This is a genomic window from Enterococcus sp. 7F3_DIV0205, assembly GCF_002141365.2.
Lineage (GTDB): Bacteria > Bacillota > Bacilli > Lactobacillales > Enterococcaceae > Enterococcus_L > Enterococcus_L palustris.
The window spans coordinates 2,265,981-2,280,847 of sequence record NZ_CP147244.1; the positions used below are offsets into that span (position 1 = coordinate 2,265,981).

Genomic DNA, 14,867 nt, shown 5'->3' on the forward strand with positions numbered 1-14,867 from the left:
CATACCAAAAAAATGCTGAAAAATATAAGATTGTGTAGATTTTTTAATGATTGTTAATGGTTGTGACTATAGAAAAAATCTTGCTTTAGAAAAGCAAAAAGTCATCACTATACCTTAAAAAACCAATGAAGTTTACCTCTAATAAAAACAACACCTTAACTCAAAAAAAACTGAGTTAAGGTATTGCTAATTGTTTTGCTGTTTTAATATTGGAATAGTTGCTGCACCACTATACTTTCTTAAGGTGTTACTTCTACTTGCCATAAAATGGACGCTGTGTATTTCCCTGTTTGATAGACTTTGTTGGAATATACACTCAATTCTAACCCTGTTTTATTTTTTGTCCATTTATCACTGATATTGTATTCTCCTGAGCTTGTTGCATTTCCTGTTTCTATTGGTTGAGCTTGTCCTTTGAGTAAAGGAATTTTAGTTGTTGCATCCTGCTTATAAAAGAGCACATTGTTGATGACCTCACTTGGGTCCTCTTCACTAGTCAATGGTTGTTCTAATGTTGCCAACAATTTCCACGCCCCTTTACTCTTTCGTGTATCTCTAATAACCAACTCTTTATCATATTTCGGCTGTTCTCCTTTGATTAGTTTAGACTTCAAGTATTTATCGCCAAAATTTAATGTTTCGGGAAACGAGCCAATGAATAATGAGCCTTTGTAACGATAGAATAGTTCTAATGGTCCAGTTATCTCTTGTTTATCAACAGGTGGCTCTACTAATTCATAATGTTCTGCTTCAAGTATTGTCAATCGTTTTTGAATTTCTGTGTCAAATTGTTTCAAATCAAGAATAGTTCCTATAATAGCGGTTGAATTGATTGGCTCTACTTTGCCTATATCAACACCATCTTCATCCACAAATCGAATTTTTACAGCGGCAATTTTTGGGTTTATTGTAAAGCTCTGACTATTTGATGTATATTCTACAAGGGTTGCATCTGCTGTTTCTCCACTCAATTTGTACGCTTGTTCTACGCTAAACGGTTTTGTGATTGGTGGTACCCCATTTTCTGAAACAACATTATAGGTTAGTTTTAGTTCAGTTTGTTCTTTCACCGTTCCTAATTCTACCTTAAGCTTTCTGTCCGCTCCAAACTCAACTTTTTTAGGTATAACAGTAACGCCGTCTGCTGTCAGCTTCACTGAACTAGTATCTACTGACACATTTTCAGGGAATGCTTTTGTATTCTCATATATCACCTTATTCCAAACAGAAGGTGTCGATGTGTTCTTAAAGGTGGACGTAAATAGAACGGTTCCTCCTTCGTCAATTTCTTTCTTATCAATAGCAAAGTCGGCCGTTACGGCAGGTTTCACGTGCGGACCTATGTTCCAAGTCTCAACTTTTGATAATCCACCACGAACATCCTCAGCCCAAACTGACAGTTCATGACTAGTATCCCCTAACTCTGATGAAGGAATTTCTTTGCTAAAGTTTATCTCTGTATTCGCAGGAACATTCGCTATATTTTTCCCGATTACTTTAGGTAATCCGTTATCAAGAGAATAGTAAAGAGAAACTGTTTCTCCTTCTGATTCCCTCCATGTCCCATTTATTGTGTATCCTGAACCGGTAAAAAACCAGTTAGGTTTCTCAGCTGTGATGATAGGCGCTGCATTATAGACTAGCGTTTGGCTTAATATTTCTGAAAAGCCATCAGTAGCGGAAGAGACTGCTCTAAGATATATTTTCTGAGTAACGCCTTGTTTAAGTTTATCTTCAGGTATTTCAAACGACCATGGTATTTCTTCTCCTGATTTATTTAAGACCTTTGTAACTTTAGTAAAAGGACCGTCTTCTTCAAAAGAATATTCGATATCAATATCACTATTTTTTTCACTATACTGTAAGACAGATCCTTTAACGGTGTGAGAGCCACCATCATACGGAACCTCACTTTCGTCTAAAAATAGTTCTGGGTTTGCTGTCACTAATGGTGAGGAAGACATTCTAAAACTGTATAACGTAGATTCATTTGGCGCTAAATCCACTGGCTGATTTTTAACATATAAACCTGTTTGGTATTTCCCAGTAATTCCGTTTGCTTTACGAATATCATCTGAATACGCTATCTCTCCATGAGCGGCATTCTTTTTTTCTTGTCCAGTGGAGGTTGGTCCATTGAATCCGGTGTATTTTGAATTAAAAAATTGTTCTGGGTGTCCCGCTTCAGTGATTTGACCAGCAGCCCAGCTTTGAGGTTTAGATGCTGTATCTAAATAAAATCGAGCTATAATATTTGTATCTGAATTTCCATTATTACTATAATAGGCTAAACCTCTGTTCCCACCAATATATTCTACAGGTAACAGGTTCTCTTGTCGGATAGGTTCTAAAATATTTGATATACCAACATGATATCGACCACCTAAAGAAAATCCAGTTAAAGTATCTTTTCCACTATTCGTCACTCGAGTTCCAAAGATTACTGCACCATTTGAATCAACTCCCATTAGGTACTCCACTTTTAAAGTGTACTCAAAAGTGTTTTCAGAATGTGCCTCAGGGTTATTTCTTATGTTGTAGACTATCTTTGACCAAGAATATTCATTTCTAATAGAATTCTCATCTTGCACACCGTACCACTCTACATTTTCTATAATAGATGGGGGCACCTCTTCTATAGATTCTTTTTTTCCTCCTTGCCCATACATGTTCATAGCATCAATTGTTTTAGTCCCAGAATCAGAAGTTTGAGAAATAATGAGAGGTGAACTAGTCGCCATTCCATCATTTTGCCACACTGGACTTACTGGGCTATAATCTTCCCAAATTATTGGACCTTGAAAACTCTTACTACCATCCTCACCGATGTTCAAGTACATTGGTCGTAAATTCGGTTTTAAATCCATATATAAGTTGTATGGGGGTGAGCCTATACGAAAGAAACTACTCCATTCTGAACTACTTCCATATCCACCATCAACTTTTACATTTCCACTGCTACTTTGGGACGCAAGGTATTCTTTCCAGTTTGTACCTCTTGAACTCGGCGTCCACTTATCAAAACCTTCTCCTAAATCTAGATACTTAAGAAACAAATCTTTTTTGTAGCTCGAATTTGCCTTATTTTCAGGACCTTGAACTTTTTTTATTTTAGAGTGAGTTCTTTTGGGTTTATCTGTTAAACTGGTTTTTTGAGCACTTTTCTCCTCAGCCACGACAGTATCAATCTGTAAATATGTATATAAAAATCCTAGTAAAATTACATAACTAACCCAAAATACTATTCTTTTATTCCTCATACTTACTCCTCCTAATTTTACAACTGTTTTAAAGCAGTTGTAATTTTTTTGCTTAGTATTATCTGAAAATAAGGTTAGGATCGACTCTGTAAGTCTCTTCCCAACCTTATCATCTTGAATCTTATAAATAAGTTTAAAACAGAATATTTTATGGCGTCTCTTCCACTTGCCATAAAATAGAAGCTGTGTATTTTCCTGTTTGATAGACTTTATTGGAATATACACTTAATTCAAGTCCTGTTTTATTTTGCGTCCATTTATCACTGATATTATACTCTCCTGTTGTAGTATTCCCTACTTCTATTGGTTCAGTTTGCCCTTCAAGCAGTTGTATTTTATCATTAGCACCTTGTCCTGTTCTGTAATAGAACACGTTTCTAATTACTTCACTAGCATTTTCTGCACTAGTTAATGGTGTTTCTAATGTTGCTGATAGTTTCCAGGCACTTTTATTCTTTCGTGTATCTTTAATGATCAAATCTTGATTGTATTTCGGTTGTTCGCCTTTGATCAACTTAGATGTCAAGTATTTATCTCCAAAATCCAATGTCTCAGGAAATGAGCTAATGAATAATGAGCCTTTAAAGCGATAGAATAATTCTAATGGCTCCGTTATCGTTTGCTGATCTACAGGTGATTCTACTAATTCATAATGTTCTGCTTCAAGTAGCTTCAATCTTTTTTGAATCTCTGTTTCAAATACCTTTAAGTCTAGAATAGATCCTATAATTGCCGTAGAATTGATAGGGTCTACATTATCTATATCCACTCCGTCTTCGTTCACAAATCGAATTTTTACTGGTACTTCCATTTTTTTAACTCGATAAATCGCTGATTCTGTTACGGGTCGAATCGGATAATTGGTCTCATTTGGCGGTCGCTTGATCACTTCATAGTTCATTCCTTCGAGTGACTTAATTGCTGCAAGAATATCTGAATCCTTGCTTAAATCAAGAGATCCAATTCGTCTTATCAAAGGTAATGTTTCTATAACTGTATTTTCCTCGTCGACGAATTGAACATTAAAATCAGCCTCTACTTCAAAAATGTAAGAAAGCTCTCGTTCAGCAGCAGAAGTCACTGTAAAATCAGTATCTCCCTTAGGAAAAGCAATTAACTCATAATGATCCACATCTTCAAGTTCTTTTATCACAGCAGCTACATCAGCCTCTTCTCGTATATTGACATTCGATCCAATTCTCTTCATCAGCTCAACAGAAGGCTTCAAAAGTTCACTATCATCGTTTACATTGACAAATTTAATAATTAATTTTGAGTTTGATCTAAAACGATAGTAGACTGGTTCATTTGTCCCATCAATCGGATAGCTCGTTTCATTAAGTGGTCGTTGTTCTAGTACACGATTATCTATTTTTAAACCTTCGAGCACCTTCATTACATCTAAATTCTTGCTTAAATCGACTGGAACACCTATTTCTTTCGTCAATTCAAGAGTTTTTAACATATCATTATTTTCATCAATAAAATTGATTATTAGTTTTGATTTCGTTTGGAATTTATAGAAAATTGTTTGGTCATCCGCTGTTATTGGATAGGCTATTTCAGGCGTAGGTGATTCGATCAACACGTATCTTTTCCCTTTGTATTTGTCAATCTTTTCTTTTACCCCAACCTCTTGCGTCAAATCAATTGGGACACCTATTTCTTTAACTAGCTCAATTGTATCTTTACTGTCAATAATGCTATTGTCCTCATTGACAAATTTGACAGTAAGTTGGGATTCTGTTTTAAATCGGTAAACGACCTTTTGTGTATCGTTATTAGTCATCGGATACGCTACTTCGTTTTCCGGAGACTCTAACAATACATATCCTTTACCTTTGAGTGCAGTCAGTATCGTTTGAACCGCTATTTCTTTAGTTAGGTCAACTTTTCTACCAATTTTTTCCGTTAATTCTACACTATTCAAAACGTCATTTTTGCCATTGATAAATTCAACTGTTAGTTTCGACTCCGTTTTAAAGCGATAATAAATCGTTTGATCCATCTCTGCTATTGGATAGGCTGTTTCATTTTCTGGACGCTCCGTTACTAGATACCCAAGGTCAGTTTGTTCTTTGATGGCTGCTAACACTGCATCTTCTTTAGTTAAATCGACTTTACTAGCCACATTTTTCTGCAGATCGATTGGAGAGGCTACGTCTTCTCCTTTTTCATCCACAAATCGAATCTTTAAATTCGATTTTGCTGTAACAGTGATATTGATCTTTGCTTCTTTTACTAAACTATCCTTTGTAGCTTTGATTGTTGCGGTATATTTTTTGGTAATATCAGGTGAATTAGTTAACGTTGTAGCTGATACTGACAAATCAATGCCTTCAGTTAACCCTGTTGAAACCTCCCAACCTACTGCGTTAGATTCTTTTAGAATCAAATTTTTTAACTGTTCATCTGTCAAACCAGTCAATTGACTTTTATCAATAGAAAAATCATTGGCTCCCACCATCAATCCTGTAGTTGGAATGGTTCCATCCATTACCATCACTGGGACCTTTATAATTGCTGTTCTAGAAGGCTCATTTGTATCAGTCATACGAATTTCAGCAAATTGTAAGCCAACTTTTGATGAATCTACTGGTTTTGTTTTATCCACATAGTCAAAAGATGCTTTATGTCCAGGTAAAATAACCGGATCTTTAATCAATGAGTCTGCCGTTTTATTCCAAGCGCTGTCCTTCTTAATAATTTGAGCGATTGGTGTTCCACCTAGATTATACACATTTAAATTAAGATACTTGTCTTCTGATGGCAATCCTTGCCATACCCCAGGCGCTTCATTAATAGCTAATACAGAAGTTTCGTATGTTTTGATCGTCCCAGGACGATCATTTAACTGTGTTGGTAATTTACTTCTAGGAAGGGTAATAGCTCCCGTCAAATCACGACCTGTAAAAGGTTTATTCTCTTTACTATCATCAGGATACGTGATCGTCATTGTTCCATAATCGTCTACTGTTGGAATATTTCCTAATGTATAGTTGTACTTAAATTCCTGATTCGGAGTATCTTGGTATACATTGTATTCTTCTGGCTCTACAGCAATTGAAATGTACGGTAGCGCTTCCCCAAAAAACAAATCCCAAGTTGCACTAACAGATCCACCGCTAGCTACAGGTTTTTCTGGAACTCCTGCCGAGTAATAGTAAGCTATCCCTTTTTTATCAAATATATTTTCTCCTGATCTAATCTTATTCGTTTCCATTCCTGGTTTTAGTGCCGTTTTATTAAATTCTATCCAGTCTTTAGCTAGCATAGACTCTTTTGTATCCCAATAAGTGTATGGATCAGCTACTCTAGGTTTGAAATCTATCGCAAAAACTGTTTGATTTTGATCAATATCTTTAGTAAATTGCCCTCTTATTCCTCGTCCATTTCCTAATGAAGTTAAAAAATAATTTGTAGCAAAACTAATTCCGCCAGCTCCTACCATTCCTTTATTAATAAATCCTAAATTTACAGTAGCTGCTGAAACATTTTCTATCCTTGTTTGTACTCTGTAACTTTGATTTGGCGCGATTGTCACTTCGTGGATATATTTAAGTTGATTCGCCCAATCCAATGTTTCTGTCTTAAATCTCTTTCCGTCGCTGCTTCTATAGGTTGTACCAATTCCTCCTCTTTCACTGATTGAAGGTAATAAACTGCCATTTTTAGAAGGAATAAAGGTCGGTGTCGCAACTAGCCGACCGAACATAGAACCGATACCGTCATCCAATCTATAACCCATATATACAGGTACTATTTCCAAGGAATCAGATTTAAATGCATTCATATTTCTTGTACCACTTTTAATCTTAAATGTCCCTTTTTCAAAATCATTTTGCATCGATACATCGTCACGACTATTTATTTCTATCCAAGTAATACCATCCTCTACACGAGTTGCAGGTGCTGGATTTAGTATCCGTTCATTCTCTTGAACGATAACGTCTTTTTCCATCTGAATAACTGGAATTTCTTTACTCAAAGTAACCTCTAATGTTGCTTTATAGTTCCCAACAGTCGATGGATCGATCGTTGTACTTGAAACTCTAACTGACAATTCTTCTCCTGTATCAGCCTTCCATGCTCGAGCTTTTGTTCTTTCCATAACGAATTGTTGTAGTTCTTTTGGACTTTTATTTTCTACTTCTTTGACCTGAAACAGCATTTGACCTTGTGAATCATCTACTTGTAATACTACTTTATTCTCCGCTAACAATGTCATTGTTTCATCAGCCACTGTGACTGGTATTAAAATATATTTGTTTACCTTGGTTTGCTTGTTTGTTATTTTTACATAAATTTCTTGATAACCAACTTCCGTACTGTTCGGATTGATCGTTTTTCCTTGACTGTCACTATATTCATAAGAAAAATCTTTTTCAGGTGAAGGAATGTTTTTTTTTGAAAGTACTTGATTACGACCTGATTTTGTCGTGATGTCTGGAAACTCTTCATTCTGTGTCACAATCAAACAGTTTTCTTTAGTTATTGACTCCTTTATTTGCTGTCTTGCATCAAAATCCGCTTTTATTGAACTTTTTGACGAAAACGCTTGATTGAACGCGTATATTCCTAAGAATACTATACCTAAAAGCAACCAAATTTTTATCTTTTTCTTTTTACTCATGCTACTCCTTCTCCTTTTTTTCATTTTTCCGATTCAAATTAAAGTGAAGATTTACCAACTTTATCTAATTTTGATTTTCTAAAATAATGAGCCAGCTATCCTTTTTTTATTTCTTATTTTTATGTGTCTTTTTCAGAAAATACAGAACAATCACCGTTAACAAAATGAATAGAATACACACTATCCACCAATATTTATTAGAAGATGTGTGTTCTAAAGATTTTTGTTTATTTATTCGTTCAGCTTCGATTTTTGAAAAATTGAAATTGTTTGCCCATTTCCAACTGTCCCCATTTTCAGCGTTTATTTCAATATCAGCTGTATATTCACCGGCTGTTACTTTTTGGTCCTCTAAAAAAACGGGTAATTCCATCATTGAATTAGGAGCCATTCGTAATTGTTTTTTTTCGATTTCCAAAAAAGATTTTTTTTCTCCTTTTTTTCTGATCTTTATCATTGCTGTAAGATTTTCTGCAAAAACACTTTTTGTGTTTGATATATTGGCAAACAGAGTATACCTTGCATTTTTCAACTTTAATGAGACATCCTTTAATTGCAGATCTGGTTTCAAGAATTGAGTTTCAGATTCACTCAGCAATACACCTACAACAAAAGCAAACTTATTCAAGATTACTTGTTCTTTTTTCGTAGTAAGATGTTCCTTTAAGATTGGTTTTAACTGAATTCCACCGGCAATATAGCCTTTGAATGTTTCTTCCGGCACGTTAATTGTAAAATTGACCATTGTACGACTATTTGGTGCCAACGTGACTTCCTTAGGAGCAAGAACTAATTTAGCTAAATCATGTTTTAAGGAGTCATCTACTTTAATATCATTTGGGCCAAATGTCACTACGCCATTTCCGTTAGTTTTAGCACTACTTATTACAATTTCTACTTTCATAGGTTGATCTGATGTATTTGAAAGTTTCATTTGAATTGTTTGCTTTTCCCCTTGCTGTACGAGAAGATCATAGTATCCCACTTTTTCATCTTTCTGGTTTTCTGGGAACACTACTTCATAGGAAAAATCATCAATCCCGCTTGTCTTCTTTGCTTCAGAGAAGCTAACAATTGGTTTAAATAGTAGAAATAGCATACCCATGAAGAGAATATAGCTTATCTTTGTTTTCATTTTATATACCCTTTCGTTTCATGGTAGATCTTCTTTTTTCTTTACTTTTCATCTGTTACTCTTTACAATAGTTTTTATATGGAATATGTTTGAACGAACAACTTATAACAATAACTCTCAGCACAATCTGTACCGACTGCTATTTTTTTATTTTTTTATTGTTTAATTAAGGAGCTACTAGATCATCTAAAGTCCAAGTAACTGAACCACTAAATGATTTACCTGCAGCCTTTGCGCCTTTTGTATCTGTAACCACTAACTTAACATTTGTTACTTTAGTTGCTACCCCACCTTTAACTTTGTTAGCTGCCGTTTTAGCAATTACTTCTTTTCCAGTTGTGCTTCCAGCTTCTAAAGTCATGTCTGTTGATGTACCATCACCTAATTGGATTGCTGCATTAGGATCTAAAGTACCTAAAACTGTTTTATCATCTGCTGGGTTTTTTGGTGTGAAATCATTCGTTGAAGGATCAACCTGTCCAATGTCATAAGATTGCGCAGCATCTAATGTATACGTTAATTTAGCGCCTTCTAATCCTTTAGTATCAGTTGCATCTGATACTAATTTAGACATTTTAGCAGTTAACTTCCAAGCTCCTGTTGTCTCTGTTGGTCTGTCATCATTGACTACTAGGTATTGGTCTCCTGTTATAGTATTGTTAAATGTCGCAATACCTGCTACAGCTTTTTGTTGACCAAATTCGAAACTATTTGGTTTCCAAATAAGAGATAGATTGTCTTTATACGGTTTGTTTTCACCTGGAATTGTTGGATCATCTGATTTAAACTGTACCCCAACGTCTGTCTTGTCATCAAATGTTTTTGCGTCAGCTGAAGTTGCGAACATTGTCACCGCTGCTGCTGATAATAGTGAAATCATTACTAATTGTTTTTTCATTTTTTCCATCCTTTTTAATGCGCAAGTACAGATTGGCGACAGTTACTGTTATAAGTTGTTCCTTATTATTATTGTAAAAGTTCTATTTGTTCCTTTAAGAGTGTAAACAGGTAAACTATTAGTCCTAAACTGCTCAGCGTAATCAATAGCAAGCTAAAATTCACAAGCAATGGACCTTTCCGCTTTTTTAAGTTTCTTATTAAAAAAGCATCTCTTGATAACATCATTAAGAAGAATATTAAGGATATTACTGCAATTCCCCCCAAAATGAATAACCATAAATAATTAATCATCTAACATAATCGCTCCCATACGTTTTTTGACATAACGGTTCTTAAACTAATCATCCCTACAAGAAAAATCAAAACTGATGCCCCCGACAGTAGCCATATTATCGACGCAATCAATTCACCTGTTGAAGGGAGTTTGCCAACTTTTTTCAAAGATTCAAGATTTTCTTTGGAAGGTGGTTGTAAAACACTTGCTTGTTCGCTTTGGAAAGTGATTTCTACGTTTGTTTTTCCCTTGTGACTAGCAGCTTCTGCCGGTTCGCCAAAAGATAAACTGCTTAAGCAAATTAGGAAAAATAGAACGATGATATTTTTTTTCATCTTATCTCACTTCTTTCTTTTTTCTTTTCTTCCTTTTTTTTCTTTTCCTAGATTTCCATTGACTTTCCATTTTTTTTCGCCTTTTTAAAAGGACAAATATCATAACTCCCGTCATAATAAGTAATACAATTGTTACGGCCTTTATCCAGATTGGCGTAATGATTTTAAATCCACTATCTTCATTCATTTGTTTTGCTTGTGCCCCTGTGATTGTAAACTCTTTTTCAAACTTCCAATCATTGTATCCATTACTCACAGTCATATTCAGTAGATAAGTCCCACCTTTAATTGCTGAGGTTCCCCAGTCCATTTCAAATTCAAAGCGACTATTCGGAGCCATATTGTACTGTTTAGCTGTTGTTTTTTTTACAACCTTTTTGCTATCTTTTTCTCTAACCTCTGCTTGAATATCGATATTAGATAAAATTTTAGGTTCAGGATTTTGTAATGTTGCTAAAACCATCTTTTTACCACGTTTAAGAGTAGATTTTGCATCCAAAAGATTCAATGTCTTGGAGTCTTTATAATCATCCCCATTTTCTGAGGTAATTAGCCCAATTCGATAAGCAAACTTGTTGGTTACAGGTTGGTCTTTCTCAGTACCATCTAATTCAAAAACTAAGGCTCCAATCTTCACGCCAGAATAACTTTCCTTTGGAGAAGTTAGTTGAATGGTTAGTTCTTTTTCCTCGTAGTCTTCCACAGTAAGACTAGGTGTATCAACTTTCACTATAGAACTTATAGGATCTTTTAATGTTTCATCTAACAATTTAGAGTCTTCGGTATATTCGATCGTACCTTGATCGCCAGTAAACGCATTCGTTGGATAGATATTAATTTTTACTGGTTCTTTTCGCGTGCTTTTCACATTTACTTTTAACTGCTGTATTTCTCCTGGTGTCGTTTGTATATAGAAATAGCTTTGTTCTGGATCGATTTGTTTACTACTAGGAACGGCTGAAACCGTATAACCAAGATTTTCTTCCTCTTTTGCCAATGTTATGTTGGGAAATAAAAAGAGTAATAGTCCCGCCCATAAAATGACATATAAATAGTTATTTTTTTTCATTTAACTTCCAATGGCTCCTTATCTCTAGCGATTTAGAAATATTATTTTTTTATTGCTTCAATATAAATGTCGATATAGTAGTTATTTTCTTCTTGATAAAGCTCTTCTCCTAAAACCAAGTGTGGATTTTCTTGTAGTTTTTCTATTCTGATACCCGCTTCTCTCTGAGCAATTTCCTTTGTTTCAAAGGGACCCGTTGTTTCAAGAATATCTCCTTCTTCATAATCTTTTGTGGATACTTTCTGATTCGCTTCATTTCCAATTATTACCAAAGCATATATAATACTCCCTGAAAGGATTGACAATATGAAGAAAATAAATCCGTACACATTAATCAATAAAAGCAAAAAGTAAATAGCATTTAGACCAGATAAAATATACAGCGATACTCTTGGGTATGGATTTCTTTTGTTTGATAAAAAAATGAAATATATATGCACAAAAGTAATGGTCATCAACAGAACACCTAGTGATAGATATTTAATTGTTTCAACTAAATTGTCATGTACCAAAATTAATAGTTGGTAGAACAGCGTTAATCGCTTATCAATATAGAAATAAGCTTCCTTATAATAAGCATAGAAAAATATCAAATAAATAACCCACATGATAAAAAGTAACGCCGCTACAATCGTTGCAGATCTCAAGCCTTTATTCTGTTGCTTTTCTAGTTGTTCTTTAGTCATCCTTTATTTCAACCTCAATCATTCATTTTTTCTTTCTGTATCAAGCCATTTATAAATTCAGAAAGCATCTAAACCTTCATTTAAGATCCAGCTTATATCCTCTGGAACGAATCGTTTTTATATATTCTGGACTTCCTGGCGCTTCTTCAAACTTCTTTCGTAGATGAAAAATAATATTCGTAATTCTATATTGTCTAAATTTTGCGTCAGCTGTTTCATCCTTATTTTTTCCGATCCAAATTTTTTTATAAATATCTTCATAGGATAAGGTTTCACCTGAATGAATAAATAGCTCTCGTAAGACAAGGAATTCTAATTTTGTTAAAGAAATTTCAAAACCATCTTTCACGATTAAACTTAAACTTCCTTCATTTAAAACAAAGTCTTTTTTTTGCGTCATATCTTTGGAAATCATTTCTTTTGGTTCTTCTTTGTTACTTGTATGCTTTAATAAATTTTCCAATTGCAACAAAAATATCCCCTTGTTATTGTTTACATTTGAAATACCATCTGCACCTAATTGGTAATAAATCATTTGATTAAAGTCCGTAAGCTCTTTCGATAATATCCAAATGATTCCCTGAAATGACTTTCTCAATTCTAAAATGGATTCACAGATGGATTCAAATCCAAAAGTTGGCATTTCACCAATAAGAATAATATTCATTTCTGATAGCATTTCTTCATTGTTGTCAACATAGTTGAATAATGACGTTTTGAAAGTAGAACACTTAGTAATCTCATCTACAAATGTATTCTGTGTTGTGTCCTCACCTTTTAAAATTCCTAATTTGTACATTGTTCCTATCCCCTTCTCTCTTTTTTGACATTATCTGCACAACTCATTTAACTTCCCACATTATGAAAGCAGAATATGTCATTATTTAGTTCATCTATTAGAGCAATTCTTTGCTCTTTTTTTAATAAAAAAGTAAAATTAGTAGTAGTAGATTTTAAAAGAATAAGTTCTCGTTTTTTAATAAAACGAGAACTTATTCTTTTTATTGCCTATAGCTAGTAACCTATTATTTTGACTGACGGCTGAAACGACGGCTAACAAAGTCCCAATACCTTTTAGAATGAGCTTAAATTTAAACTATTTTCCTAATTATCCTAAAATAAAAAAAGGCCTGATAGCCTTTTTTTAAATAATTCCCAGTATTCTTAAGATGAAAAAACAGCTAAAGTTTCCATTGCTTTCCGTTGATCTTCAACAAATGAATAGGTATAAGTATCTAGTGTCAGTTTTATAGATGTGTGTCCTAAAAGTGCACTAACTGTATTAATATTTACCCCAAGCTCTACACAACGTGTGGCAAATGTATGTCTTAACACGTGAAAGCCAACATCGGATAATCCCACTTTTTTCTTGATTCGTTCAAATCGATAGCTGATCGTTCTTGGTTCAACAGATTTTCCGTGGCTTTCGACTACATAAGATGAAACTGCGTGTTCCTTAGCCAATATAAGTTGTTCCTTCAAGCAAGGGGTTAACGGAATCACACGTTTAGCACGTTTGGTTTTAGGAGCTGTTTCAATTAATTTTGTTTTGTTTATGCTCTTATCATAATCAAAAATGCGTTGTTTCGTTCGACATACGTGAATAACTTCTTGCTCAAAATCAACATCTTCCCATTTCAATGCGCTGATTTCTCCGATGCGCATGCCTGTTTCTAGAGCAATTACAATCGGTAACCCTTTAACATTTTGCTTACTTTCATTTAAGAGTTGAGTATGTTGCTGACGGTTTAAAGCAGGAACCTGTTCTTTTTGAACTTTGGGTAGCGAGATTTGTTCAGCTGGATTGGTATTTATATATCCCCGGTCTCTGGCTGCTTTTAAACAGCTTTTTACTAGTCGAAAAACAATATGGATAGAAGCTGGTGACAATTTATCTTTAAGTTGATCGGTCAACTGTTCTAACTGCTTTTTATCTACAAGATGTAAAGGTGTTTTACCAATAACGGGTAATATATGTAAAGAAAGTTTATTTTTATAGCTCGCATATGTACTTTCTTTAATGTTTTCTTGCATCAATTGATTCAACCAAATAATTGACCATGTCTCAAAGGAGCCTTCAAATTTCTGTTGAACTGAACTTTTTTCTAGTGTATGCAAGATTCTTTTTTCTAAAAGTTGTTCTCTAACTATTTTAAAGGACCCTCCGTAGATATAACCATAATATATAGAACCATCAGCTCTTCTTGCCTTGGGATATCGACCTTCCCAACGACCATCTTTTCTTTTGTAGATATTTTCGCCTCTTGCCAAAATAAATCATCCTTTCATGTTTAATTGACGGCGGAGATGACGGCTAGAAAAAACGTCCTATTTCCTCCACCAAATTGGTCTATTTTTACAACAATAATAATTCCTTTAAAATTCGTCATTTTTTGAATAATTTTTAATATAAAAAAGAAAAATTAAATTTTATATCAAAAAAACCTTGTGTTTTTTAATTTAATCCATTAAAATTGATATAGATACAAATAAAATAAAGAAATAATCACGAATATATATAGATGTAAACAAATAAACAAAAAAATCTTTCTCGTTTTATTAAAAAACGAGAAAG

General features: G+C 34.1%; 9 protein-coding genes. All 9 read right to left on the bottom strand.

Annotated features, from left to right (window positions below; genetic code table 11):
- Positions 1-239 precede the first annotated feature (239 nt).
- On the bottom strand, positions 240-3,260 hold the full coding sequence (locus tag A5821_RS10705; protein WP_086314562.1) for a hypothetical protein: 3,021 nt from the start codon (positions 3,258-3,260) through the stop codon (positions 240-242).
- 148 nt (positions 3,261-3,408) lie between these two features.
- Complete coding sequence (locus A5821_RS10710; protein ID WP_086314563.1) at positions 3,409-7,893, bottom strand: hypothetical protein; 4,485 nt, start codon at positions 7,891-7,893, stop codon at positions 3,409-3,411.
- A gap of 106 nt (positions 7,894-7,999) precedes the next feature.
- A complete protein-coding gene (locus tag A5821_RS10715; protein ID WP_086314564.1) occupies positions 8,000-9,028 on the bottom strand; it encodes a DUF916 and DUF3324 domain-containing protein in 1,029 nt (342 codons plus the stop codon).
- Positions 9,029-9,194: 166 nt separating this feature from the next.
- Complete coding sequence (locus A5821_RS10720; protein ID WP_086314565.1) at positions 9,195-9,926, bottom strand: hypothetical protein; 732 nt, start codon at positions 9,924-9,926, stop codon at positions 9,195-9,197.
- A 293-nt stretch (positions 9,927-10,219) separates the two neighbouring features.
- A complete protein-coding gene (locus A5821_RS10725) occupies positions 10,220-10,537 on the bottom strand; it encodes a hypothetical protein (protein WP_086314567.1) in 318 nt (105 codons plus the stop codon).
- A gap of 1 nt (position 10,538) precedes the next feature.
- Positions 10,539-11,606 (bottom strand): DUF916 and DUF3324 domain-containing protein, encoded by a 1,068-nt coding sequence (locus A5821_RS10730; protein WP_086314568.1) that lies wholly within the window; start codon positions 11,604-11,606, stop codon positions 10,539-10,541.
- Between the two features lie 41 nt (positions 11,607-11,647).
- A complete protein-coding gene (locus A5821_RS10735; RefSeq protein ID WP_086314569.1) occupies positions 11,648-12,292 on the bottom strand; it encodes a hypothetical protein in 645 nt (214 codons plus the stop codon).
- Positions 12,293-12,368: 76 nt separating this feature from the next.
- Positions 12,369-13,091 carry a winged helix-turn-helix domain-containing protein gene (locus tag A5821_RS10740; protein ID WP_086314570.1) on the bottom strand — a complete coding sequence of 241 codons (723 nt, stop codon included), beginning with the start codon at positions 13,089-13,091 and terminating at the stop codon, positions 12,369-12,371.
- Positions 13,092-13,456: 365 nt separating this feature from the next.
- On the bottom strand, positions 13,457-14,563 hold the full coding sequence (locus A5821_RS10745; RefSeq protein ID WP_086314571.1) for a tyrosine-type recombinase/integrase: 1,107 nt from the start codon (positions 14,561-14,563) through the stop codon (positions 13,457-13,459).
- Between the last annotated feature and the right edge of the window lie 304 nt (positions 14,564-14,867).